Source organism: Sphingomonas sp. GW821-FHT09B04, assembly GCF_059418285.1.
Window position 1 is genome coordinate 260227 of the sequence record NZ_JBWKPO010000005.1, and the last position, 22104, is coordinate 282330.

26 protein-coding genes are annotated in these 22104 nt (G+C 66.3%); 17 read left to right on the top strand and 9 right to left on the bottom strand.

Going from position 1 to position 22104, the window contains the following annotated elements; translation table 11 throughout:
* Positions 1-10 precede the first annotated feature (10 nt).
* Complete coding sequence (locus AC07NK_RS16885; protein ID WP_495171775.1) at positions 11-1627, top strand: acyl-CoA dehydrogenase family protein; 1617 nt, start codon at positions 11-13, stop codon at positions 1625-1627.
* Here the strand turns inward: AC07NK_RS16885 and AC07NK_RS16890 are convergent, their stop codons facing one another.
* Complete coding sequence (locus AC07NK_RS16890; protein ID WP_495171776.1) at positions 1628-3496, bottom strand: M1 family metallopeptidase; 1869 nt, start codon at positions 3494-3496, stop codon at positions 1628-1630.
* A gap of 88 nt (positions 3497-3584) precedes the next feature.
* Between AC07NK_RS16890 and AC07NK_RS16895 the strand changes: the two genes are divergently transcribed.
* Together AC07NK_RS16895 and AC07NK_RS16900 are read left to right on the top strand one after the other, a co-directional pair.
* The gene (locus tag AC07NK_RS16895) at positions 3585-4388 is read left to right on the top strand and encodes a helix-turn-helix domain-containing protein (RefSeq protein ID WP_495171777.1); all 804 of its coding nucleotides are present in this window, start codon (positions 3585-3587) and stop codon (positions 4386-4388) included.
* 47 nt (positions 4389-4435) lie between these two features.
* A complete protein-coding gene (locus AC07NK_RS16900; protein ID WP_495171778.1) occupies positions 4436-4798 on the top strand; it encodes a PRC-barrel domain-containing protein in 363 nt (120 codons plus the stop codon).
* On the opposite strand, the gene AC07NK_RS16905 is transcribed toward AC07NK_RS16900, so the two are convergent.
* The 4 genes from AC07NK_RS16905 to AC07NK_RS16920 all read right to left on the bottom strand — a co-directional run bounded on the left by AC07NK_RS16905 (position 4795) and on the right by AC07NK_RS16920 (position 6297).
* Positions 4795-5022: a DUF2842 domain-containing protein gene (locus tag AC07NK_RS16905; protein ID WP_495171779.1), complete on the bottom strand. Its 228-nt coding sequence runs from the start codon at positions 5020-5022 to the stop codon at positions 4795-4797. The two genes, AC07NK_RS16900 and AC07NK_RS16905, sit on opposite strands and share 4 nt — an antisense overlap.
* Positions 5019-5573 (bottom strand): 5-formyltetrahydrofolate cyclo-ligase, encoded by a 555-nt coding sequence (locus AC07NK_RS16910; RefSeq protein ID WP_495171780.1) that lies wholly within the window; start codon positions 5571-5573, stop codon positions 5019-5021. Before AC07NK_RS16910 ends, AC07NK_RS16905 begins: the two co-directional genes overlap by 4 nt.
* Before the next feature lie 236 nt (positions 5574-5809).
* Complete coding sequence (locus AC07NK_RS16915; protein ID WP_495171781.1) at positions 5810-6112, bottom strand: cell division protein ZapA; 303 nt, start codon at positions 6110-6112, stop codon at positions 5810-5812.
* Positions 6112-6297, bottom strand: a complete 186-nt coding sequence (locus tag AC07NK_RS16920; protein WP_495171782.1) for a hypothetical protein — start codon at positions 6295-6297, stop codon at positions 6112-6114. Before AC07NK_RS16920 ends, AC07NK_RS16915 begins: the two co-directional genes overlap by 1 nt.
* Positions 6298-6433: 136 nt before the next feature.
* Between AC07NK_RS16920 and tkt the strand changes: the two genes are divergently transcribed.
* The 4 genes from tkt to AC07NK_RS16940 are packed head-to-tail and all read left to right on the top strand — an operon-like array spanning position 6434 to position 11050.
* Complete coding sequence (tkt, locus tag AC07NK_RS16925) at positions 6434-8383, top strand: transketolase (RefSeq protein WP_495171783.1); 1950 nt, start codon at positions 6434-6436, stop codon at positions 8381-8383.
* A 14-nt stretch (positions 8384-8397) separates the two neighbouring features.
* Positions 8398-9408 carry a type I glyceraldehyde-3-phosphate dehydrogenase gene (gap, locus tag AC07NK_RS16930; RefSeq protein ID WP_495171989.1) on the top strand — a complete coding sequence of 337 codons (1011 nt, stop codon included), beginning with the start codon at positions 8398-8400 and terminating at the stop codon, positions 9406-9408.
* Positions 9408-9860: an MOSC domain-containing protein gene (locus AC07NK_RS16935; RefSeq protein ID WP_495171784.1), complete on the top strand. Its 453-nt coding sequence runs from the start codon at positions 9408-9410 to the stop codon at positions 9858-9860. The genes gap and AC07NK_RS16935 overlap by 1 nt, the downstream gene beginning before the upstream one ends.
* Entirely contained in the window at positions 9857-11050 is a 1194-nt protein-coding gene (locus AC07NK_RS16940; protein WP_495171785.1) for a phosphoglycerate kinase, read from the top strand. The genes AC07NK_RS16935 and AC07NK_RS16940 overlap by 4 nt, the downstream gene beginning before the upstream one ends.
* Positions 11051-11052: 2 nt before the next feature.
* Here AC07NK_RS16940 and AC07NK_RS16945 read toward each other — a convergent pair whose 3' ends face one another.
* Positions 11053-11562: a TlpA family protein disulfide reductase gene (locus AC07NK_RS16945; protein ID WP_495171786.1), complete on the bottom strand. Its 510-nt coding sequence runs from the start codon at positions 11560-11562 to the stop codon at positions 11053-11055.
* 182 nt (positions 11563-11744) lie between these two features.
* On the opposite strand from AC07NK_RS16945, the gene AC07NK_RS16950 reads away from it, so the two are divergent.
* The gene (locus tag AC07NK_RS16950) at positions 11745-12650 is read left to right on the top strand and encodes a fructose bisphosphate aldolase (RefSeq protein ID WP_495171787.1); all 906 of its coding nucleotides are present in this window, start codon (positions 11745-11747) and stop codon (positions 12648-12650) included.
* 19 nt (positions 12651-12669) lie between these two features.
* Here the strand turns inward: AC07NK_RS16950 and AC07NK_RS16955 are convergent, their stop codons facing one another.
* Entirely contained in the window at positions 12670-13059 is a 390-nt protein-coding gene (locus tag AC07NK_RS16955; protein WP_495171788.1) for a hypothetical protein, read from the bottom strand.
* Positions 13060-13123: 64 nt separating this feature from the next.
* Between AC07NK_RS16955 and AC07NK_RS16960 the strand changes: the two genes are divergently transcribed.
* The gene (locus tag AC07NK_RS16960) at positions 13124-14704 is read left to right on the top strand and encodes an MFS transporter (RefSeq protein ID WP_495171789.1); all 1581 of its coding nucleotides are present in this window, start codon (positions 13124-13126) and stop codon (positions 14702-14704) included.
* Here the strand turns inward: AC07NK_RS16960 and AC07NK_RS16965 are convergent.
* A complete protein-coding gene (locus AC07NK_RS16965) occupies positions 14701-15840 on the bottom strand; it encodes a DmpA family aminopeptidase (RefSeq protein WP_495171790.1) in 1140 nt (379 codons plus the stop codon). The two genes, AC07NK_RS16960 and AC07NK_RS16965, sit on opposite strands and share 4 nt — an antisense overlap.
* A 99-nt stretch (positions 15841-15939) precedes the next feature.
* Here AC07NK_RS16965 and thiE point away from each other — a divergent pair, with 99 nt between their 5' ends.
* The 8 genes from thiE to AC07NK_RS17005 are packed head-to-tail and all read left to right on the top strand — an operon-like array spanning position 15940 to position 21353.
* Entirely contained in the window at positions 15940-16629 is a 690-nt protein-coding gene (thiE, locus tag AC07NK_RS16970) for a thiamine phosphate synthase (RefSeq protein ID WP_495171791.1), read from the top strand.
* Between the two features lie 20 nt (positions 16630-16649).
* The gene (locus tag AC07NK_RS16975) at positions 16650-17057 is read left to right on the top strand and encodes a low affinity iron permease family protein (RefSeq protein ID WP_495171792.1); all 408 of its coding nucleotides are present in this window, start codon (positions 16650-16652) and stop codon (positions 17055-17057) included.
* A gap of 58 nt (positions 17058-17115) precedes the next feature.
* The gene (locus tag AC07NK_RS16980) at positions 17116-18141 is read left to right on the top strand and encodes a L,D-transpeptidase family protein (RefSeq protein ID WP_495171793.1); all 1026 of its coding nucleotides are present in this window, start codon (positions 17116-17118) and stop codon (positions 18139-18141) included.
* Positions 18138-18725, top strand: coding sequence for a M23 family metallopeptidase (locus tag AC07NK_RS16985; protein ID WP_495171794.1), 588 nt, complete (start codon positions 18138-18140; stop codon positions 18723-18725). Before AC07NK_RS16980 ends, AC07NK_RS16985 begins: the two co-directional genes overlap by 4 nt.
* Positions 18726-18766: 41 nt before the next feature.
* The gene (efp, locus tag AC07NK_RS16990; RefSeq protein WP_495171795.1) at positions 18767-19330 is read left to right on the top strand and encodes an elongation factor P; all 564 of its coding nucleotides are present in this window, start codon (positions 18767-18769) and stop codon (positions 19328-19330) included.
* A 6-nt stretch (positions 19331-19336) separates the two neighbouring features.
* Positions 19337-19654 carry a cupin domain-containing protein gene (locus AC07NK_RS16995; RefSeq protein ID WP_495171796.1) on the top strand — a complete coding sequence of 106 codons (318 nt, stop codon included), beginning with the start codon at positions 19337-19339 and terminating at the stop codon, positions 19652-19654.
* Positions 19654-20469 carry an inositol monophosphatase family protein gene (locus tag AC07NK_RS17000; protein WP_495171797.1) on the top strand — a complete coding sequence of 272 codons (816 nt, stop codon included), beginning with the start codon at positions 19654-19656 and terminating at the stop codon, positions 20467-20469. The genes AC07NK_RS16995 and AC07NK_RS17000 overlap by 1 nt, the downstream gene beginning before the upstream one ends.
* Entirely contained in the window at positions 20466-21353 is an 888-nt protein-coding gene (locus AC07NK_RS17005; RefSeq protein WP_495171798.1) for a hypothetical protein, read from the top strand. The genes AC07NK_RS17000 and AC07NK_RS17005 overlap by 4 nt, the downstream gene beginning before the upstream one ends.
* Before the next feature lie 115 nt (positions 21354-21468).
* On the opposite strand, the gene AC07NK_RS17010 is transcribed toward AC07NK_RS17005, so the two are convergent.
* Positions 21469-21945 (bottom strand): YbjN domain-containing protein, encoded by a 477-nt coding sequence (locus AC07NK_RS17010; protein ID WP_495171799.1) that lies wholly within the window; start codon positions 21943-21945, stop codon positions 21469-21471.
* Positions 21946-22104 lie beyond the last annotated feature (159 nt).

Consider the following 22104-nt stretch of genomic DNA (forward strand, 5'->3'; position numbering starts at 1 on the left):
GAACCCCGCCATGTCCAGCATCCGCCCGATCGTCCAGCTCGACACGCATGAGGTGCTCAACCAGCCGCCGCCGTTCGAGGAGGTAAATCTGTTCACCGGCGATCGCGCGCTGGCCGACGCCGTGGCGCGGGCAGGCGGAGCGCAGCAGGCCGCGCGGCTGTCGGAGCTCGGTGCACGCTGCGGTTCGGCCGAGGTGATCGACTGGGGCGTCGAGGCCAATCGCAATGTGCCCATACTCGACAGCTTCGACCGCTATGGCCAGCGGATCGACGATGTGCGCTTTCACCCCGCCTATCACGAACTGATGCGGCTGGGCCTCGAAAGCGGGCTGGCGTCGGTGGCGTGGGACGGGACGCCGGCGGGGCATGTCGCGCACGCCGCGATCCTGTTCCTCACCGGACAGGCCGATTCGGGGACGAGCTGCCCGATGACGATGACCTATGCCGCGGTCCCGGCATTGCGTGCCGAGGGTAGCGTGGCTGGCGAATGGGTGCCGCGCATTACAGTCGGCCGCTACGATCCAGCGTCCCGTCCGGCGTCCGAAAAGGCCGGGGTGACGATCGGCATGGCGATGACCGAGAAGCAGGGCGGGTCCGACGTTCGCGCCAACACCACGCGCGCCGAGCCGACCGGCGAGGCGGGCTGGTACAGCCTGACCGGGCATAAATGGTTCTGCTCGGCGCCGATGTGCGACGCCTTCCTGACGCTCGCCTATGCCGAGGGTGGGCTGACCTGCTTCCTCGTCCCGCGCTGGCTGCCCGATGGGTCGCGCAACGCGGGGTTCCGCGTGATGCGGCTCAAGGACAAGCTCGGCGACCGCTCCAACGCCTCGTCCGAGATCGAATATCACGGCGCGCTGGCGCAGCGGCTGGGCGAGGAGGGGCGAGGCGTCGCGACGATCATCCAGATGGTGCAGCACACGCGGCTCGATTGCGTGATCGGGTCGGCGCAGCAGATGCGCGGGGCACTGGCGCAGGCGTTGTGGCACACTGCGCATCGCTCCGCCTTCCAGCGCCGCCTGATCGACCAGCCCGCTATGGCCGCGGTGCTCGCCGATCTCGCGGTGGAGAGCGAGGCCGCGACCGCACTCGCCCTGCGGCTGGCGCAGGCATTCGACGAGAACGATCCGGTCGCCCGGCTGCTCACGCCGATCGCCAAATATTGGGTGTGCAAGCGTGCGCCGGGCTTGGCCTACGAGGCGATGGAGTGCCATGGCGGCGCCGGGTACATCGAAGCAGGGCCGATGCCGCGGCTGTTCCGCCAGTCGCCGCTCAACGCGATCTGGGAAGGGTCGGGTAACGTCATCGCGCTCGACCTGCTCCGCGCGATCGGCCGCGAGCCGGAAGGCGTCGAAGCGCTGCAGGGCTTCCTCGCCGCGCAGCGCGGGCGCGATGCCGCCTATGATTCGTGGATCGACGCGATCGACCTCAAATCGGCGCATGAGGGCAATGCCCGGCTGCGCGTCGAGCAGCTCGCGCTGGCAGCGCAGGCGGCGGTGCTGCTCGGCTGGGACAGCCCGGCGGCTGAGGCATTCTGCCGGTTGCGGCTGACCCCGCGCGGCAGCGCCTATGGCGCCTTCGACGCGGTCATCGACACGCGCGCCCTGATCGAGCGCGCGATGCCGTGATCAGCTCCCGCCCAGGATCCGCGTCACCGCGCCGACGGTGACCGGGTGGTATCCCGGCTTCGCCTTGGCGAAGATGCGCTGTGCGATCGGCATGCCCCAGTCGCCCTGCGCCTTGAGTCCGCGATAGAGCGGCGTCACCAGCAGGTTGCGGCCGACGCGCGTCAGATATTCCTCCAGCGCCGGGACGATGGGCTCGTAGCGGTTGGCGATGGCGAGATCGAACCACGCCGACTGGATGTACGCGTTGGTCGATTTGGTCAGGCCCAGCGCGTCGTCCAGTTCCTTGAGGCGAGCGGCGCTCTGTTGGCGCGGCAGTCCGCCGATCAGCCGCTGCCACTGCTGTGTCTGCCAGCCCTGGGTCTTGATCGCCGAGGCCGGCCCGCCCGCATTGAACGCGGCGAGCATCGCATCGACCTGCGCCAGCGTCTCCGACGTCACATGGACGGCGTTGGACGGGATGCCCGGCTCGAACACCCAGCGATCGAGCTGGAGCTTGCCTTCGAGAGCCTTGTCGCCCTTGATCAGATGCTTGCGAAGATCGGCGAGGAAACCGGCGCTGGTCTGCGGCTGGAAGGCGTGGCGGTCGAAATAGCCCTTGAGATAGACGTCCCACTGCTCGCGGCCGACGGTGTATTCGATCGTGCGCAGGAAGGTGCTGCCCTTGAGGTAGTCGAGCTGCCCCGCACCGTCGCCCGGATCGCCGTGTAGCCGCGTGCTCTTGGCCGCGTCGCCGCCGGCATTCTTCACGTCGCGGACCATGCCGGCATAGTCGAGGTCGGAATAGATCGCCGCGCGCTCCTTGCCGTAAAGCGATTCCATGATGCGGTTCTCGAAATAGGTGGTGAACCCCTCGTTGAGCCAGCCATCCGCCCAGGTGGCGTTGGTGACGAGGTTGCCCGACCAGCTGTGCGCCAGCTCATGCGCGACGACGTCGGTGTTCGAGCGGTCGCCGGTCAGCAGCGTCGGGGTGAGGAAGGTGAGGTTGGGGTTCTCCATGCCTCCGTATGGAAAGGAGGGCGGCAGGACGAGCATGTCGTAGCGGCCCCAGCGATAGGGACCGTAGAGCGCCTGCGCGGCGTCGATCATCTTCTCGACATCGCCGAATTCGGCGACGGAGGCGTCGAGCATCCCTGGCTCCGACCACACGCCCGACCGCGGGCCGATCGCCTTGAACTTGAGGTCGCCGACCGCGAGCGCGATCAGATAGGGTGGGACCGGATTGGTCATGGTGAAGCGGAAGGCGCGCTTGCCGCCCGCTACCGGCGTTCCCGCTGGTGTATCGGCGCGCGCGCTCATCGCCGCGACCAGCCCCTCGGGCACGCGCACCGTCGCCGACCAGGTCTGGCGGATGCCGGGGCTGTCCTGCGTCGGGATCCAGCTGCGGTTGTTGATCGCCTGACCCTGGCTGAACAGGAACGGCCTGGCCTTGCCCAACGTCTGTTCCGGGGTGAGCCATTGCAGCGCCTGCGCCCCCGGCTTCGAGCGATAGGCGATGCGGATTTTCTTCGCGGTGCCGAGCTGGATCGTCAGCGCGCTGCCCAGTTCCTTGTCCTTCGCGCCGACGGTGTAGGCGAGCTTGCCGCCCCTGGCGTCGGTGATCGACTGGATGTCGAGATCGAGCACATCGAGCACGATCTCCTTCGCGCCCTTTGCCGCCAGTATGTCGAGCGTCGCGACCCCACCGATCGTCTTGGTACCGAAATCGACATCGAGGTCGAGGTCGACATGCGTCACCCGCGCCTCGGCCGGGCGGGCATGGGTCCACGCGTCCTTCGCCTCCGGCGTGGTCAGGATCGGCGCGACCTTCTGCGCGAGGGCAGGCGAGGCGGCGGTGGCGAGCAGCAGGGCTGCGAGGGCAAGGTTACGCATGGCCGATGTTGCTAGGCCGGGTTGGTATCCGCCGCAACTGTCCAAGCGAATGGTTTTCTATTCGCGGAAGACGGCTTAGGTTCGCGCCATGCAGCACGTCATCCAGCACGCCGCCCAGCAATCCATCCAGCCCGTCGGCGACCAGCTCCGCCACTGGCGTTCGCGGCGGCGGATCAGCCAGCTCGATCTCGCGATGGAAGCTGGAATCTCGCAGCGGCATCTGAGCTTCGTCGAGAGCGGGCGATCGCGGCCGGGGCGCGATATGGTGCTGCTGCTCGCCGAGAGCCTCGAGCTGCCCCTGCGCGAGCGCAACCGGCTGTTGCTGGGGGCAGGGCACGCCCCGCATTTCGCCGAGCACGCGCTGGAGGATGACGCGATGGCCGACGTGCGCGAGGCGATGATGCTGATCCTCAAGGGGCACGAGCCGTTCCCGGCGCTGGTGGTGGATCGCGCATGGAACCTCGTCGCGCATAATGACGCGCTGGCACCGCTGCTGGTCGGGGTCGCGCCCTGGCTGCTCGAGCGGCCGTGCAATGTCCTCAAACTCAGCCTGCATCGCGAGGGGCTGGGGCCGCGTATTGTCAATTACGGCGAGTGGCGCGCGCATATCCTGTCGCGGCTGCGGCATGAGGCGAAAGCGACGGGCGACGCGGGCACCGAGGCCCTGCTCGTCGAGCTTGAAGCGATGCCCTCGCTCGAGCCGCGCCGCCAGCCGCCCGTGATCGCTGCAAGCCCGGTGGTGCCGCTCAGGCTGCGCACCGATGCAGGCGAACTCTCGTTCCTGTCGACCACAACGGTGTTCGGAACACCGCAGGACGTGACGGTGTCCGAACTGGCGATCGAGGCCTTCTATCCCGCCGACGCCGCGACCCGCGCCGCATTGGGGCGCTGACACCTTCCGGACGGTTCATGCGTTCTTCTCCCACGAGGAGAAGTGTGATGAACGATAGGATCGACAGCCCCCATCCGATGATCGCGTCGGACCGCGTGGAAGGAACCGCGGTGTTCAACCGCGCCGGCGAACGGCTCGGCCGGGTCGAACGCTTCATGGTCGATAAGGTCTCGGGCCATGCCCAGTACGCGATCATGTCATTCGGCGGCCTGTTCGGGATCGGCCACCGTCACTATCCGCTGCCCTGGAAGGCGCTCGAGTACGAGACGGAGAAGGGCGGCTATGTCGTCGATCTGACTAAAGAGCAGATCGAAGGCGCGCCGGGCTATGACGCACAGGGCGAGGAGCCGAAATACGACCGAGCCTATCAGGAGCAGGTCTATACCTATTACGGCTTTCCCTACCTCTAGTCGGCCTTGGGTAATCTCCAGCGCCCGGTTTCCATCCAGCGGAGTGCCGGCTTCAACGGCAGGATCCAGACGATGCCGGCAAAGACGTAGAAGACCAGCTGAACCAACGCATGCCATTGGCCGACGATGGTGGAAAGGCTGGCGACCGCCACGCACCAGACCACGATCAGCGTGATAATCGCGAGCGCGCCAACGGGCTGGCGCCAGGAGGGGCCGGGGTTCATGCCGCTGCTTCCCCGAATGCAGCTGTTTCGGTGACCACGCCATGCAGCGGCACGTCCCACGGATCGGTTGCGAGCGCCGCGACTCGTTGGACTGACCAGGCGACTCCGACCCGCCACGCACCGGGCAGGCGTGCAAACACCCGGTCATAATGGCCGGCACCCTGCCCAAGCCGGTTGAGCGCGGTGTCGAAGGCTAGCAGCGGGGTTAGCACGATATCGGGGTCCAGTTCCGGGGCATCGGGAGAGGGCTGGCGCAGCCCGAGCGGGCCGTCGATCAGTGGCTGGTCAGGGTCCCATACGAAGAAACGCACCGGCGATTGCCGGCTGGTAACGTGCGGAAGGGCGATGGTGCAGCCGCGTTCACGCGCGGCAAAGGCGATGGCGCTCGGATCGGCCTCGCTACCGATGGGGACGTAGCTGGAAATGACGAGGCCCGGGGTGAAGCGGTCGAGCAGGGCAGGGGTCGGCGCGATCACCCCGCCGATTGTCATCGCGAATTCGTCACGCAGCGCGCGCATTCGGGCGCGAAGAGTCTTCTTGTCGTCAGCCATTCTACGCTTCGCAATTCGCGAAGCAGGAACGGGCTTGCCGTTTCAGCGACGCTGACAAAAACTGGTGTGGCGGAACCACCATGGGCCGGTTGCCTGAATATCCTCTGACGCCAAGTACGTCAGGTGGGGACCATGTGCGACAGACCTGGATCTGCACAGGGACAGCCCCCATGGATGATGAATCGCCTCAGGGATAATCGCTAAAGCTCGTACCGGGCAGAACCGCCGCCGCCTATTTAGGGATTTTCCCCGCGATCCTCAAGGGCCGCGGCAACCGCTTCGAGCCGGTCGGCGAGATTGTCGAGCAGCACCGGCGAGACGCCGCCGGACGGGTTGCGCTCGGCTTCGTCGTACAGGTCGGCAAAGATCAGCGCGAGGAACAGCATCGTCCGCTCGCCTGACAGCCCGCCCGACGCGGTGAGCGCGGTCTCGGCATGCTTGTTGAGGATTCCTTCGAGCCGTTCGAGATGCACCTCTTCGCCATCACGGCAGGCGATGGTGTGGGCGCGTCCCGCGATAGTGAGCGTGATCTGGCCCATCAGTCCGCCGCCTGCTTCTCGATCAGCGCGTCGAGCGCCTCGATCGCGTCTTCGACTTTCTCGCGCAGAGTCGCGTGGCGGCGCTGGAGCGCGTCCGCGTCGAACGCACGTTTTGCCGCCGCTGCCTCGATACGCGCGAGTGCGCGCTCGATCCGCTCGAGCGCAGGGGATTCCGCCTCCACCATGAAAGGATTGGATAGGCAGCCTTTATCCGCCTCGCAACCCCTCGCGGTTGACGCGCGCGCCCGCTCGCCCCATTGGCACGCCACATTCGATTCGCCGGGTCAGGCGGGATGCGGGCCCGGCATCAGGGGACTTGCCGTGACCGTTTCGTTCAGTGATCGCGCCAACGCCATTCGCGCGCTCGCGATGGATGCCATTGAGGCAGCCAATTCCGGGCATCCGGGCATGCCGATGGGCATGGCGGACGTCGCGACCGTCTTGTTCAGCGACTATCTGAAGTACGACCCTACCGACCCGAAATGGGCCGATCGCGACCGCTTCGTGCTGTCGGCGGGCCATGGCTCGATGCTGATCTACGCGCTGCTCAACCTTACCGGCTATGCGCGCCCGACGATCGAGGACATCGCTTCGTTCCGCCAGGTCGGCTCGCCTTGCGCCGGCCATCCCGAGAATTTCGAGCTTCCGGGCATCGAGTGCACCACCGGACCGCTGGGGCAGGGCCTCGCGATGGCGGTGGGCATGGCGATCGCCGAGCGCCACCTCAACGCCGGCTTCGGCGACTCGCTGGTCGATCACCGCACCTGGGTGGTCGCGGGCGACGGCTGTCTGATGGAAGGCATCAACCATGAGGCGATCGGCCTTGCCGGGCATTTGAAGCTCGGCCGCCTGATCGTGCTGTGGGACGACAACAACATCACCATCGACGGTTCGGTCGACCTGTCGTCAAGCGAGAACATCCCCGCGCGCTATGAGGCAACGGGCTGGCACGTCGTTGCGTGCGACGGGCACGATCCCGCGAGCATCAAGGCGGCGTTCGACGCTGCGCTCGCCGACGAACGCCCCACTTTGGTCCGCTGCAAGACGATCATCGGCAAGGGCGCGCCCAACAAGCAGGGTACCTCGGCCACGCATGGCGCCGCGCTTGGCGCCGACGAAGTCGCCGCGGCACGGGTCGAACTCAACTGGAGCTACCCGCCCTTCGTCGTGCCCGACGATATCCGTGCTGCCTGGCTCGACGCCGGCAAGCGCGGCGCTCAGCCTCACGCCGCGTGGAACGAGCGTCTTGCAAATCATTCGGATCGTGCCGAATTCGAGCGCCGCATGGCAGGTGACCTTCCCAACGGTTTCGCGCTCGACGCCTATATCGAAGGCCTGCTCGCCGATCCGAAGAAGGTTGCGACCCGCACCGCCAGCCAGATGGCGCTCGACGTCATCAACGCTGCGCTGCCCGAGACGATCGGCGGCTCGGCCGACCTGACGCCCTCGAACAACACGCTGACCAAGGGGCTGCAGGACTTCACCGCGGACAACCGCGCAGGCCGCTATGTCCGCTATGGCATTCGCGAATTCGGCATGGCTGCGGCGATGAACGGCATGGCGCTGCACGGCGGCGTGCTGCCCTATGGCGGCACCTTCCTCGTCTTCTCCGACTATGCCCGTCCGGCGATCCGCCTCTCGGCGCTGCAGAACGCGCGCGTTGTCTATGTGATGACGCATGATTCGATCGGCCTTGGCGAAGACGGCCCGACCCACCAGCCGGTCGAACATGTCATGTCGCTGCGCCTGATTCCCAATCTCGAAGTGTGGCGCCCGTGCGACGTGGTCGAGACCGCGGAGGCATGGGGCGCATCGGTCGCACGCAAGGACGGGCCGTCGCTGCTCGCGCTCTCGCGCCAGAACTTGCCGCAGCTCAGCAGCGGCGGCGCGGCGAAGGGCGGCTACCGCCTTCAGGCGGCTGAAGCGGTACGCAAGGTTGTGCTGATCGCCACCGGTTCGGAAGTCGAGATCGCGGTCGCGGTGCGCGCCGAGCTGGAAGCGCAGGGGATCGGCGCCGACGTCGTTTCGCTGCCATGCTGGTCGCGCTTCGACGCGCAGGATGCGGCCTATCACGCCGACGTGCTGCCCGAACGCGTGCTGCGCGTCTCGATTGAGGCCGGCACGACGATCGGCTGGGAACGCTACACCGGCATCCACGGGCTGCGCTTTGGCATCGACCGGTTCGGTGCCTCGGGTCCCGGACCCAAGCTCTATGAACATTTCGGGCTGACCGCTGCCGCGATCACGCCCCAGATTCTTGCACGACTCTAAGGTCTTAGGAGACACTGATGACGAAAGTTGCGATCAACGGGTTCGGACGTATCGGCCGACTGGTAGCGCGCGCCATTCTTGAGCGCCCCGACAGCGGTCTCGAACTGGTGACGATCAACGATCTGGCCGATGCCAAGTCGAACGCATGGCTGTTCAGCCGCGACAGCGTGCACGGCAAGTATCCGGGCACGGTTGAGGCGGACGGCGACGACATCGTCGTCGATGGCAAGCGCATTCGCGTGACCAAGGAGCGCGATCCCGCCAACCTGCCGCATGGCGAGCAGGGCATCGATCTGGTGCTCGAGTGCACGGGCTTCTTCACCGACCGTGAGAGCTGCCAGAAGCATATCGATGCGGGCGCGAAGAAGGTGCTGATCTCGGCGCCGGGCAAGAATGTCGACCTGACCGTCGTCTATGGTGTCAACCACGACAAGCTGACCGCCGACATGACGATCGTCTCGAACGCGTCGTGCACCACCAACTGCCTCGCGCCGGTGGCCAAGGTGCTCAACGACACGGTCGGCATCGAGCGTGGCCTGATGACCACGATCCACGCCTATACCAACGACCAGAAGATCCTCGACCAGATCCATCCGGATATGCGCCGCGCCCGCGCTGCGGCGATGAACATGATCCCGACCACCACCGGCGCCGCGCGCGCGGTCGGTGAGGTTCTGCCCGAGCTCAAGGGCAAGCTCGACGGTTCGTCGGTGCGCGTGCCGGTTCCGGATGGCTCGCTGATCGACCTGACCTTCACCCCGAAGCGCGACACCAGCGTCGAAGAAGTGAATTCGATCCTCAAGGCGGCTTCGGAAAGCGGCCCGCTCGAGGGTGTGCTGGTCTATTCGGACGAGCCGCTGGTTTCGATCGACATCGTCCACACCCCGGCCAGCTCGACGATCGACAGCCTCGAGACCGCGGTGATCGACGGCAAGCTCGTCCGTGTCGTCAGCTGGTACGACAATGAATGGGGCTTCTCGAACCGCATGGTCGACACCGCGTCGACGATGGCGAAGCTGGGATAATGGGCCGGATCGCCGGTATCGCCCGCCATGCGTTCGCCAAGGCGCCGATCGAGACGATCGATCGCGCCGCGGTGACGCTGGAGGGCGGCATTGCCGGCGATTTCCGCGGTGGCGTGAAGGGCAAGCCCTACAAGCGCCAGGTCTCGCTGATCGAGGCCGGAGACTGGGCCGCGGCGATGGCCGAGGTGGGGCACGACCTCCCCTGGGAACAGCGCCGCGCCAATCTGCTGGTCGAGGGCCTCGATCTGCCGCAGGTCGCGGGTAAAAGGCTGCGCATCGGCACCGACGTGGTGCTCGAAGTGACGGTCGAGACCGATCCGTGCGAACGGATGAATGCGCTGGCCGACGGGCTGCGCGACGCGCTGACGCCCGACTGGCGCGGCGGCATATGTACGATGGTGATCGCCCCCGGCGAAATCGCGGTGGGCGACGAGATCAGGATCGAAGAATGAGCGAGCGAGCCTTCAAGACGCTGGACGATATGGGCGATGTCACTGGCAAGCGCGTGCTGGTCCGCGAGGACCTCAACGTGCCGATGGCCGACGGTCATGTCACCGACGACACCCGCCTGCGCGCGGCGGTGCCGACGGTCAGCGAACTCGCCGACAAGGGCGCGATCGTTCTTGTCCTCGCACATTTCGGCCGTCCCAAGACGCCGACCCCCGAGCTGTCGACCGCTCAGCTCGTCCGCCCGTTCAGCCAGGTGCTGGGTCGCCCGGTCCGCTATATCGACTGGGAAGGCGACATTGAGTCGACCGCGACGCTCCAGCCCGGCGACATTGCGGTGCTCGAGAACACCCGCTTCTTCGGCGGCGAAGAGAAGAACGATCCCAGGGTGATCGATCGCTTCGCCGCGCTCGGCGATTTCTACGTCAATGACGCCTTCTCCGCCGCGCACCGCGCCCACGCCTCGACCGAGGGGCTGGCGCACCGGCTTCCCGCGTTCGCCGGCCGCCAGATGGAGGCCGAGCTCGACGCACTCGACAAGGCGCTCGGGAACCCCGAGCACCCTGTTGCCGCGGTCGTCGGTGGCGCCAAGGTCTCGACCAAGCTCGACGTGCTCAAGCATCTTGTCGGCCAGGTCGATCACCTGATCATCGGTGGCGGCATGGCGAACACCTTCCTCGCCGCGCGCGGGGTCAATGTCGGCAAGTCGCTGTGCGAGCACGACCTCACCGGCACCGCCGAGGAGATCTTCGACGCGGCCGAAAAGGCCAATTGTACGATCCATCTGCCCTATGACGTGGTAGTGTCGAAGGAATTTGCCGCCAATCCGCCGAGCCTGCGCACCGTCAACGTCCACGAGGTGGCCGAGGACGAGATGATCCTCGACGTCGGCCCGGCGGCGAGCGAGGCGCTGGCGGACGTGCTCAAGAACTGCCGCACTTTGGTGTGGAACGGCCCGCTCGGCGCGTTCGAGACCAAGCCGTTCGACACCGCGACCATGGCGCTCGCGCACACTGTCGCGGCGCTGACCAAGGAAGGCAGCCTCGTCTCGGTCGCAGGCGGCGGCGATACCGTTGCGGCGCTCAATCAGGCGGGCGTCGCGGGCGACATGACCTTCGTCTCGACCGCGGGCGGCGCGTTCCTCGAATGGATGGAAGGCAAGGCGCTCCCAGGGGTCGCCGCGCTGGCGCGCTAGGATCAGGCCCGCTCGCGCAGCAGCGGCACCAGGATCCGGTTGAGATCATCGAGATCGAACGCGGCGGCCTTCGCATAGCGGAGCACACCGTCGCGGCCGATCACGAAATTGGTCGGAACCGCACCACCGATCGGTCCATAGGGACCACGGATCGAGCGCGCCGAAGGCATCTCCATCGCCGCGAACAAGGGCTTGAGCTTGTAGAGCGGCAGCGAGCCCTCCGTGGTGATCGCGAAGACGCTCAATCCCGCGTCCTTCTGCAGGCCGTAATAGCGGTCGAGTAGCGGCAGTTCGCGCTTGCACGGCGCGCACCAGGTCGCCCAGAAATTGAGAACGACGACACGGCCGCGCAGCTCCGAGAGGCTGACCTTGGTGTCGTCGATCATCTTCAACGTGAATTCGGGCGCTGCTTCGCCCACCTTCGGACTCTTCGGCGGTGCCATTGCCCCGGCCATCATCCCAGCGAAGGGCAGGGCGGCCAGTTGGCTGACCATTGTGCGCCGATCGACCATGTCCGTTCTCCCCCTGTCGCGAGGGTGGCGGCGGCCTGATTACACGTCAAGCACGGCGTTCGCGCGCCTGACTACCGTTGTCAGGCTTTTCACCCGCGTGCCGCACTGCAATAGGCCGGGTTGCTACAAACGACTCAACGAAGTCGCGGCACAGAAAAGCCGAAAGCTGGAGACTAGCCACAATGAATTTCACCGGGATGACCGCGAAGATCGCGGAAGGAAACGGTTTTATCGCCGCACTCGACCAGAGCGGCGGTTCGACGCCCAAGGCGCTCAAGGGCTATGGCATCGAGGAGGACGCCTATTCGGGCGACGAGGAGATGTTCGGCCTGATCCACGCGATGCGCAGCCGCATCATCACCGCGCCCTGCTTCAGCGGCGACAAGGTGATCGGCGCGATCCTGTTCGAGCGGACGATGGACGGTCAGGTCGACGGTAAGCCGACCCCGCAGGCGCTGATCGAGCGCGGCGTGGTTCCCTTCATCAAGATCGACAAGGGACTCGAGGCCGAGGAGAACGGCGTTCAACTGATGAAGCCGATGCCCGAACTCGACGCGCTGCTCGCCCGCGCGAAGGGGCTGGGGGTGTTCGGCACCAAGGAGCGTTCGGTCGTCAATCTCGCCAACCGCGAGGGCATCGCTGCGATCGTCGCGCAGCAGTTCGAAATCGGTCGTCAGGTGCTCGCCGCCGGGCTGATGCCGATCCTCGAGCCCGAGGTGAACATCAAGTCGCCCGAGCGTGCGCAAGCCGACGCGATCCTGCGCGACGAGATCCTCAAGGCGCTCGACGCGATGACCGGCGACGACAAGGTCATGCTCAAGCTGTCGATCCCGGCGCAGGCCGGACTGTTCGATGCGCTGGTGGATCATCCGCGCGTGCTGCGCGTCGTCGCGCTGTCGGGCGGGTTCAAGCGCCCCGAGGCGTGCGCCGAGCTGGCCCGGAACCGCGGCATGATCGCGAGCTTCAGCCGCGCGCTGCTTGAGGATCTGCGCCATGGCATGGACGATGCCGAGTTCGACGCCTCACTCGGCGGCGCGATCGACGAGATCCACGGCGCTTCGACCACCAAGTCGGTCGCCGTCGCCTGAACCGGATACCGGGGCGGGTCTAGAACCCGCCCTGGAAGGTGAAGGCGAAGCGATAGTCGCTCGGCTTGATCGCCATGTCGGTTCGGCGATCGGGTGTGACCGACGTCAAGGTCAGCCCGCCATCTGCGACCTGTACCGGTTCGCCCATCGTCAGGTCGATCGTGCGCTGCCACGCGCCGCCCTGAACCTTGACGCGTAGCACGACGCGGCCGGCCCAGACGCAACGCGCATTCATCGGGCAGCGGCTGTCCTCGATCACCTTGAGTGGCGTCACGCGGGGGCCGTCAACATAGATGGTCTGGCCGAGTCGCGCCGGACCAGAAGGCGGCTGAGGCGGGTTCGCCGCGGTCGCGGCGCAGCCCGCAAGGGCGACGGAGGCGATTCCCGCCAGGATGATCTTGCTCGACATGACAACCGGCTAGCCAGCTCCGGCTGACGCGCGCATGAATGGCGTCAGGGAAGCAGGGGGGATTATGGCGGGGATCGCACTGGCGGATCGGCGGCTCTGGGCATTTGCGATCGGGGTGATCGCAGTGACGGCCGGAGTCGTGCTGCACCTCCCGATGTTCTGGATGGGCCGCGACATGGGTTTCCATATGGCAGGGATGCCGATGGATGACGGTATGATCGCGGGGATGTGGCTGATCGTCGCCGGAATCGGGATCGCCGCGTTCGGCCTGCTCCCGCGTAACCTCGCCGCGCAGCGCGCCGCCTCCGAAGGACTGGTGGTCGCCGCGCCCGAGGATGCGCCGCTTTCGCCTGCGCATTGGCGGTTGATGCTGGTGCTGGTGGTGGCGCTGGTGATCGACATCATGAAGCCGGCGAGCCTCGGCTTCACCATCCCCGGCATGATCCGCGAATATGGCGTGCCGCGCCAGACCGTGTCGCTCGTGCCCTTCTTCGCATTGTGCGGTACCGTAGTCGGCTCGTTCCTGTGGGGCTGGGTCGCCGACGTCTATGGCCGCAAGGCGTCGATCCTGCTTTCTGCGGTGATGTTCGTCGGCACCTCGATCTGCGGGGCGATGCCGTCGCTCGCGTGGAATATCGGGATGTGCTTCCTGATGGGTGCGGCGGCCGGGGGGATGCTCCCGGTCACCTACGCGCTGCTCGCAGAGATGATGCCGAGCCGCCACCGCGGGTGGAGTCTGGTGCTGGTCGGCGGGCTGGGCGCGGTCGGCGGCTATGCCGCGGCGAGCCTGATCGCGACCTGGCTCGAGCCGGTCTATAGCTGGCGCATCCTGTGGCTCGCCAATCTGCCGAGCGGGCTGCTGCTCGTCCTGCTTGGCGGCCTGATCCCCGAATCGGCCAAGTTCCTGATGGCCCGCGGGCGTACCGCAGAGGCGCAGCGGGTGATGGCGGCGTTCGGATCGGCGGTGCAGAAGGTCGCGCCCGCGCAAGTGGCCGCCGCTGCGCGCGGGACCGCTACGCCGCTCACCGGCCGTGCTTTTGCCGGCAAGCTCGCGGCGCTGAGCCTGCTCGCGATCTGCTGGGGGCTCGTCAATTTCGGGTTGCTGCTCTGGTTGCCGGTCGAGCTGGTCGCGCGCGGCCATTCGATGGAGCTGTCGAGCGGGCTGCTGGCGGCCTCGGCGCTGATTGCGCTGCCCACGGTGTTCCTCGTCGCGTGGATCTATCACGCCTGGAGCACCAAATATTCGCTGATGCTGGCGATCCTCGTTACGCTCGCGGGGCTCGGTGGGGTGCTGTGGCTCGATCATTCGGGCGGGGGCAGTCCGGTGCTGCCCGTCGCGCTGCTGATCGTCGGGAGCAACGGCATCATCGCGATGCTGCTGCCCTATGCAGCGGAGAGCTTCCCGCTGCGCATCCGCGGCCGCGCGACCGGCTGGATCGCCGCGTGCAGCAAGCTCGGCGGGGTGCTGGCCCAGATTCTCAGCATTGCCGCGATGATCCCGGCGCTCGGAACCTCGGCCTGGGTGATCGCATTGCCCACTGTGCTCGCGCTGCTGCTGGTGTGGCGCTACGGCAAGGAGACGCGCGGCCGCGATCTGCGCGATCTCGATCCCGGCGGCCACACCTTCGATAAATCAGGCTATTAGCGAGGTTTCTTCGCTTCGGATTTCAACATCGGCAGCACCTTGTCGAGCGGCAGCGCATTGGCGGTGCCGCGGTGCCCGACAACCGTTTCCGCCTTGAACAGTGAATTGAGCACCGCCTCTTCGGTCGCCTCGATCGTCGCCTGGAACAGCGGTGAGACGCGGTCGTTCGGCAGATCCGCAACGCTCGCGGCCGCACTGCGCCGTGCCGGAGTCCGCCGCACCGCCTCGTGCGTCGAAAAGGCGATGGCATAGTCGCCCGACCCGTTGGAGAAGCTCGATCCCGTCCGTGCGATTCCGGCAAAGGCGCGCTCGGCGACGCGGCGCAGGTTGCGGTCCGACAGCGGCGCATCGGTCGCGATCACGATCACCACTGATCCGTCGGCCTTCTTCTCTTCGACCTGCCGCTGATAGTCATAGCGCCCGACCTTCAGGCCGACCGGCTCGCCGGCAATGGTCAGTACCCCGCCATAATTGGCCTGGACCAGCACGCCGACGGTCCATCCGCCGAGCGAAGCGGGCAGCTTGCGCGACGCGGTGCCGATCCCTGCCTTGAAGTCGAATGCGGTGGTCCCGGTCCCGGCACCGACATTGCCCTCTGCGACCGGGCCGTCCTTCGCGGTCTCGATCGCACGGCGGGCATCGGCGATCGTCACGCGGCGCGCACGGATATCGTTGAGTTCGCCGTCATTGGTCTCCCCGACCACGGCGTTGACCGATCGGACATTCTCGTTCCCCGGCTGCGCCAGCGTCCATTCGATCGCTCCCGCCGCGGCTTCGGCGACATTGAGGGTGTTGGTCAGCAGGATCGGCGTCTCGACCTCGCCCAACTCGATGACCTGAGTCGATCCCATGAACTTGCCGAATGCGTTATAGGCGACGAACCCTGCGGGCACCTTGTCCTGAAACAGATTGCCGTCGTGCGGCAGCACCGCGGTGACGCCTGTATTCACCTCGCGGCTGCGCGGCAGCGTCACCTGACCCACCTTCACGCCCGCGACATCGGTGATCGCATTGAGCGGCCCGGGCTGGAGGATCCCCACCTTCACGCCAGCCTCGCGTGCTCGCGGCCGTGCACTGTCTTGCGCCATCACCGAGGTTTCGGACAGCAGCAACAGGATGGCAAGGGCAGCGCGCATGGGTCTGGTCTCCGGGGAAGATTCGCGCGGCATCCTGCCGTTCCACGCTCGTCGTGCAAGTCCCCTCGCGTCCTGCGCGCGAGTGGCTATAAGGCGCGGATGACCGATTTCACCGATGACGAACTGGCGCTCGACCCTCAATTCGCGGAGCGCTTCCAACGCGACGGCAAGCGCCCGCCGTGCCAGCTCTACCTGATCTCTCCGCTCGACGTGTCCGGCGGCTTCTCCGACCGGCTTGCCCGCGCGCTCGACGCCGGGCCGGTCGCGGCGTTCCAGTTCCGCGTCAAGGATCTCGACCAGCATGAGGCAGCACGCCTCGCCGAACCGCTGCGGCGTGTCTGCGCCGATCGCGAAGTGGCGTTCATCGTCAATGACAGCGTCAGCCTCGCCAAGCGTCTCGGCGCCGACGGCGTGCATCTGGGGCAGGGCGATGGCGACCCGCGTGAGGCGCGCGCGGTCCTCGGCCCATCGGCGCAGATCGGCGTGACCTGCCACGACAGCCGGCACCTCGCGATGGAAGCGGGCGAGGCGGGGGCCGATTATGTCGCGTTCGGCGCCTTCCACCCGACCACGACCAAGGAAACCTCGCACCGCCCCGATCCCTCGATCCTGTCATGGTGGACGACGGTGTTCGAGATTCCGTGCGTCGCGATCGGTGGGATCACGCCGGACAATGCCGCGCCGCTGGTCGCCGCGGGCGCCGATTTCATCGCGGTTTCGGGCGCGGTGTGGAATGGCGACGAAGCCGATGCCGTCCGCCGCTTCACCGCAGTGCTGAACGGAGCCTAGTCCAGATCAGGGGAGGCCAGATGCTCGACCGTCTTTTCACTGTCGTTGCGGGGCGCATCGCGGCCATCGCGGGCCAGCCCATCGCCTTCATCGTCGCGGTGCTGCTGATTGTCGGGTGGGCCGTTACCGGGCCGTTCTTCGATTATTCGGACACCTGGCAGCTGATCGTGAACACCTCGACCACCATCGTCACCTTCCTGATGGTGTTTCTGATCCAGAATTCGCAGAACCGCGACGCGGCGGCGTTGCAGGCCAAGCTCGACGAGCTCATCCGCGCGGTCGAGGGCGCTCGAACCGAGTTCATCGGCATTGAGCATCGCAGCGATACCGAGATCGAGCTGATCCGATCCGAGCTCGAAGCGGAGTGCCGCGACGAGGAGGAAGGACACCCCATCGCGACGATCGAGCGGCTGCGGGATCGCTATTGACGGGAAACCTGACGCGCGCTTGGTCGTTATCCCTTTGAAAACCATGTGGAGAGCGGGCGTGAAGCGGGTGTTTGTGGGACTGATCGGACTGGCGGTGCTGGGGGCAGGCGCGACATCTGCGCAAAACCAGACCCAGCCGGTTGCGCCCGCAAAGGCCGTTTCGCCCGCGCTTAACCGCGATATCCTGCACGTTCAGGTGATCCTCGATCAGCTCGGCTTCTCGCCCGGTATCCTCGACGGACGTGAGGGCCAGTCGCTCACCGCCGCGCTTCAGGGATTCCAGATTTCCCGGCAATTGCCCGTCACCGGCAAGATCGACACGCGCACCCTTCAGGCGCTGCACGAGCATCGCGCGATCCGCCCGACGCGGATCCTGCGCCTCACCGCCGACTCGATCTCGGGACCCTTCATTCGCCCCTGGCCCAAAGACCCGCAGGCGCAGGCGAAGCTCAAGACGATGGGCTATCGCTCAGCGATCGAGAAGCTGGCGGAGATGTTCCACACCACGCCACAGGTGCTGATCGCGCTCAACAGTCCCGACACCCGTCTCGCCGCCGGCGTGCCGGTTCAGGTGCCCAATGCGATCCCCGCCTCTCGCGACTACCCTGCCGACCTCAAGCCTGAATGGCGCAAGACCTTGAGCGACCTCAATGTCAGCGCGGTCCAGCCCAAGGCAGGCCGGATCGTGGTCGACAAGTCGGACAAGGTGCTGCGCGTGTTCGACAAGCAGGGCAAGCTGGCGGCCCAGTTCAGCGTGACCACCGGGAGTACGTACGATCCGCTGCCGATCGGCAGCTGGAAGGTGCGCGGTGTCGCGACAAATCCGGAATTTCACTATAATCCCAAACTGTTCTGGGACGTTTCTGACAAGAAACCTAAGGTTTTGCTGCCCCCGGGGCCAAACAGCCCGGTCGGGGTGGTGTGGATCGACCTGAACAAGGAGCATTACGGCATCCACGGCACGCCCGAGCCGCATCTGATCGGCCGGACCGAAAGCCATGGCTGCATTCGGCTCACCAACTGGGACGCCGCGCGGCTTGCGCTGATGGTCGAGCCGGGCACGGCGGTGATCTTTCAGGAATGAGCGTGCCCCGGATCGTCGGCTGGACGCTGATCGCCTGCCTTGCGGGCGCGATCGCCTTTCTCGCCGCCACGATCCGGGTGATCGAGCCACAGCCCCAGGCATCACCGGCAGCTATACCCGAGGCCGCCGATGACGGGCCCGCGCCTGCGCTGATTATTCCGGTTGCCGGCGTGGAAGCCGCAACGCTCCGCAGCAACTGGGGAGAGCTGCGCGGCGGCGGTACGCGCGGGCATCAGGGACTTGACGTCATGGCGCCAGCCGGAACGCCGGTCATCGCTGCGGCGGACGGCGTGGTGGAGAAACGCTATTTCTCAAAGGGCGGCGGCGGGATCACCCTCTATCAGCGTGCCGGGCACTGGATGCTCTATTATGCCCATTTGCAGGGCTATGCCTCCGGCATCGTCGAGGGGCGGCAGGTCCGCGCAGGCGAAACGCTCGCCTATGTCGGCGACACGGGCAATGCCGGGACGGGCAACACTCACCTCCATTTCGGGGTCGCGCGGATGGCGCCGGGGCAGGGGTGGTGGCAGGGAACACCGGTCGATCCCTATCCGCTGCTTGCGGGCGACGCGTCTGGCCGCTAAGGCGCGCGCCTGTTCTTTCTCAGCACTGTAGGTTCGATCCCATGAAGATCAGCGGCGTGGACATCCGTCCCGGCAATATCATCGAATATGAAGGCGGCATCTGGCGCGCGGTCAAGATCCAGCACACGCAGCCCGGAAAGGGCGGCGCGTATATGCAGGTCGAGATGAAGAACCTGCGTGACGGCCGCAAGAACAACGTCCGCTTCCGCTCGGCGGAGACCGTCGAGCGCGTCCGCCTCGACACCAAGGACTTCCAGTTCCTGTTCGCCGAGGGCGAAGGCCTCGTCTTCATGGACAAGATCACCTACGATCAGACCACGCTTCCGCGCGATCTGCTCGGCGACGCCGCGGCGTTCCTTCAGGACGGCATGGACGTCGTCATGGAACTGTACGACGACGAAGCGATCAGCGTTCAGCTGCCCGACACGATCGAGGCGCTGATCGTCGAGGCCGACGCCGTGGTGAAGGGGCAGACCGCCTCGTCGAGCTACAAGCCCGCGATCCTCGAGAATGGCGTGCGCGTGATGGTCCCGCCGCACATCGGTGCAGGCACCCGCATCGTCGTCGACGTGTACGAGCAGACCTACGTCCGCCGCGCGGACTAAAGGCTGATGCCTACGATCATCAGCGATGCGCGCAGCTTCCGCGCCGACCGCGCCTGGGGCGCGCGCGACATCGCCGAGATCGAAGGGGCCAGCGTCCGCCTGCATTGGACGGACCAGCCCTACAAATGGCATGTCAATGATGGCGCGGAAGTGTTCCTCGTTCTCGATGGTATCGTAGAGATGCGATATCGCGAGGCGGGCGAGGAACGCAGCGCGCTGTTGAACACCGGCGATATCTTCGCCGCCGATGTCGGCGACGAGCATGTCGCACATCCCCGGGGCGAGGCCCGTATCCTCGTGATTGAACGCAAAGGCTCCGTCTGATGGTTTCGCATTCCGGCCTCATCACCGTTATCGAGCGCGCCGCGCGCAAGGCGGGCCCGCGGCTGCGGCGCGACTTCAACGAAGTCCAGCACCTCCAGGTCAGCCGCAAGGGGCCGGCCGACTTCGTGTCGGTCGCCGACAAGCGTGCCGAGGATACGCTGATCGAGGAACTGCAAAAGGCGCGGCCCGACTGGGGCTTCCTGGTCGAAGAGCGCGGTGTGATCGAGGGCGATCCGAACAAGCCGCGCTGGATCATCGATCCGCTCGACGGCACCAGCAACTTCCTCCACGGCATCCCGCATTTCTGCATGTCGATCGCGGTCGAGGACCCGTTCGGCGCGCAGGGCAAGCCCGAGATCACCCACGGCTATGTCTATCAGCCGGTCACCGACGAAAGCTTCTGGGCTGAAAAGGGCCGTGGCGCCTGGCTGCAGGGCCAGCGGCTGCGTGTTTCGGCGCGCAAGGATCTCGCGGACTCGCTGATCGGCACCGGCATCCCGTTCATGGGGCATGGCAATTTCGCCGAGTGGAGCCGCATCTTCGGTGCGATCGCGCCCGAGGTTGCCGGCATCCGCCGCTTCGGTTCGGCCGCGCTCGATCTGGCATGGGTCGCTGCGGGCCGGTTCGACGGCTTCTGGGAAAGCCAGCTCAAGCCGTGGGATATCGCTGCAGGCCTTCTGATCGTGAAGGAAGCGGGCGGCTTCATCACCGACTACCGCGGACAGGATGTGTCGCTCGACAAGGGGCAGGTGCTCGCCGCCAACGACCAGCTCCACTCGAAGCTGCATAAGCTGCTGGCGAGCTCGCTGCGGTGATCCGCGCGGGCGCGCTGCTGCTGGCATTCACTGCCGCGGCGGACGCGCCCGAGACGGTGTTCTCCGCGCCCGCGGCGCACCGGCTGGTGGAAGGGATCGCTACCGACGGCTCGACGATCTGGCTGTCGAGCGTATTCGATCGGACGATCCTGGTTCGGGCTGGCGAGAAGGCCGGCAGTTTTCCGATGCCCGCCGGCGCGCTGCACCCCATGGGCCTTGCCTGGGATGCGAAGCGGGGCTGGCTGTGGGTTGCCACCGATTGCCCCGATCTGCCCGGCGTCGCCAAATGCGATTCCGGCGCGCTGGTCGCGCTCGATCGCAAGGGGCGATTGAAGGCGAAGCTCTCGCCGGGCACCGGCTTCCACCCGGGTGACGTCTCTACCGCGAATGGCGAGGTGTTCGTGTCGGACAGCCTCAACGGCGCGGTCTATCGCCTTGATGGACGGATGCTCGATCCGCTGATCGCGCCCGGCGTCGGCCGCTCAGCGCAGGGGACGGCGTTAACGCCCGACGGCAAACAGCTGGTGGTTGCGGATTATGGCCGCGGCGTTGCCACGGTCGATCTCGTCACCAAACAACGTACGCTGCTGCCGATGGCGGACGGCAAGCCGTTGCGCGGGATCGACGGTCTCGTCCGGGTGGGCGGGGATTTCTACACCGTCTATAATGGCAGCAGCCCCGGATCGCTGATTCGCTTCCGCATCGATGGGGCGGCGATCGATGTCGCGGTCGTACATCGCGGTGCACCGCTCGCCGATCCGACTCAGCTTGCCAGCGACGGCAGGCGCCTGTTGGTCGTTGCCGATGCCGGGTGGCCTGCTGCGAGCAAGGCGGGGACTCCGCCGCGTGGGCCGGGCACGGTCGTGGCCTTCGACCTTCGTTGACGCAGGTCACGTCGCGCGTGGAGCGCATCCTTCGCGAGTGTCGATTTCCTCCCCCTGGAAACCCGCGTCGCGGGCGCGGCGCCGGGGGAGGGAGCTCGAGGCGCGCGAAGCGGTTCTACTCGGCGGCGTAGACGCGGGTGCGGAACTCGCCGATCAGGTCGGACCAGATGCTGAGGTTGTCCACGAACAGCTCGCGCGGCATCCCGCCGGGCTCGATGTTCACGTCCATTTCGATCGCAGCATCGCCGTCCTTGTCGATGTAGGCGCGGCTGAAGCGCTTGTCCCGGTTCCAGTCATTCACCCGCTTCAGGTCCATCTTGGGCTTCTGGAACCCGGCATAGAATTGCACGCTCTGGCAGTTCTTGCCCTTCTCGCAATTGTAGAAATAGACACCGAAGGTGCTGCCCGAGGCGGCGCTGGTGATCACCGGGTCCTCGCCTTCCTTCTTCGGGTCGACCTTAGCCTGATAGCCTTCCTTGCGCAGCAGTTCGGCGATCAGCTCGGGGTTCCGGGCATTCATCGTCTGGGCCGCGGCGGGCAGGGTGGAGGCGGTTGCCACGGCAGCCAGTGCCGCAATCCGAAACCAGTTCATACATGTCCCCCAAATCTGATTCGTACGACTCTTTCATAGCGACAGTTCACGGCTGCATGCCAACCTCTTAGTTGCGAGTGATTCTCAAGGGTTTCCGCCTTGAAGCCCCCCATCCATCGGCCTAAAGCGGCCCCAAGATTCCGCAACCGCGAGAGCCAT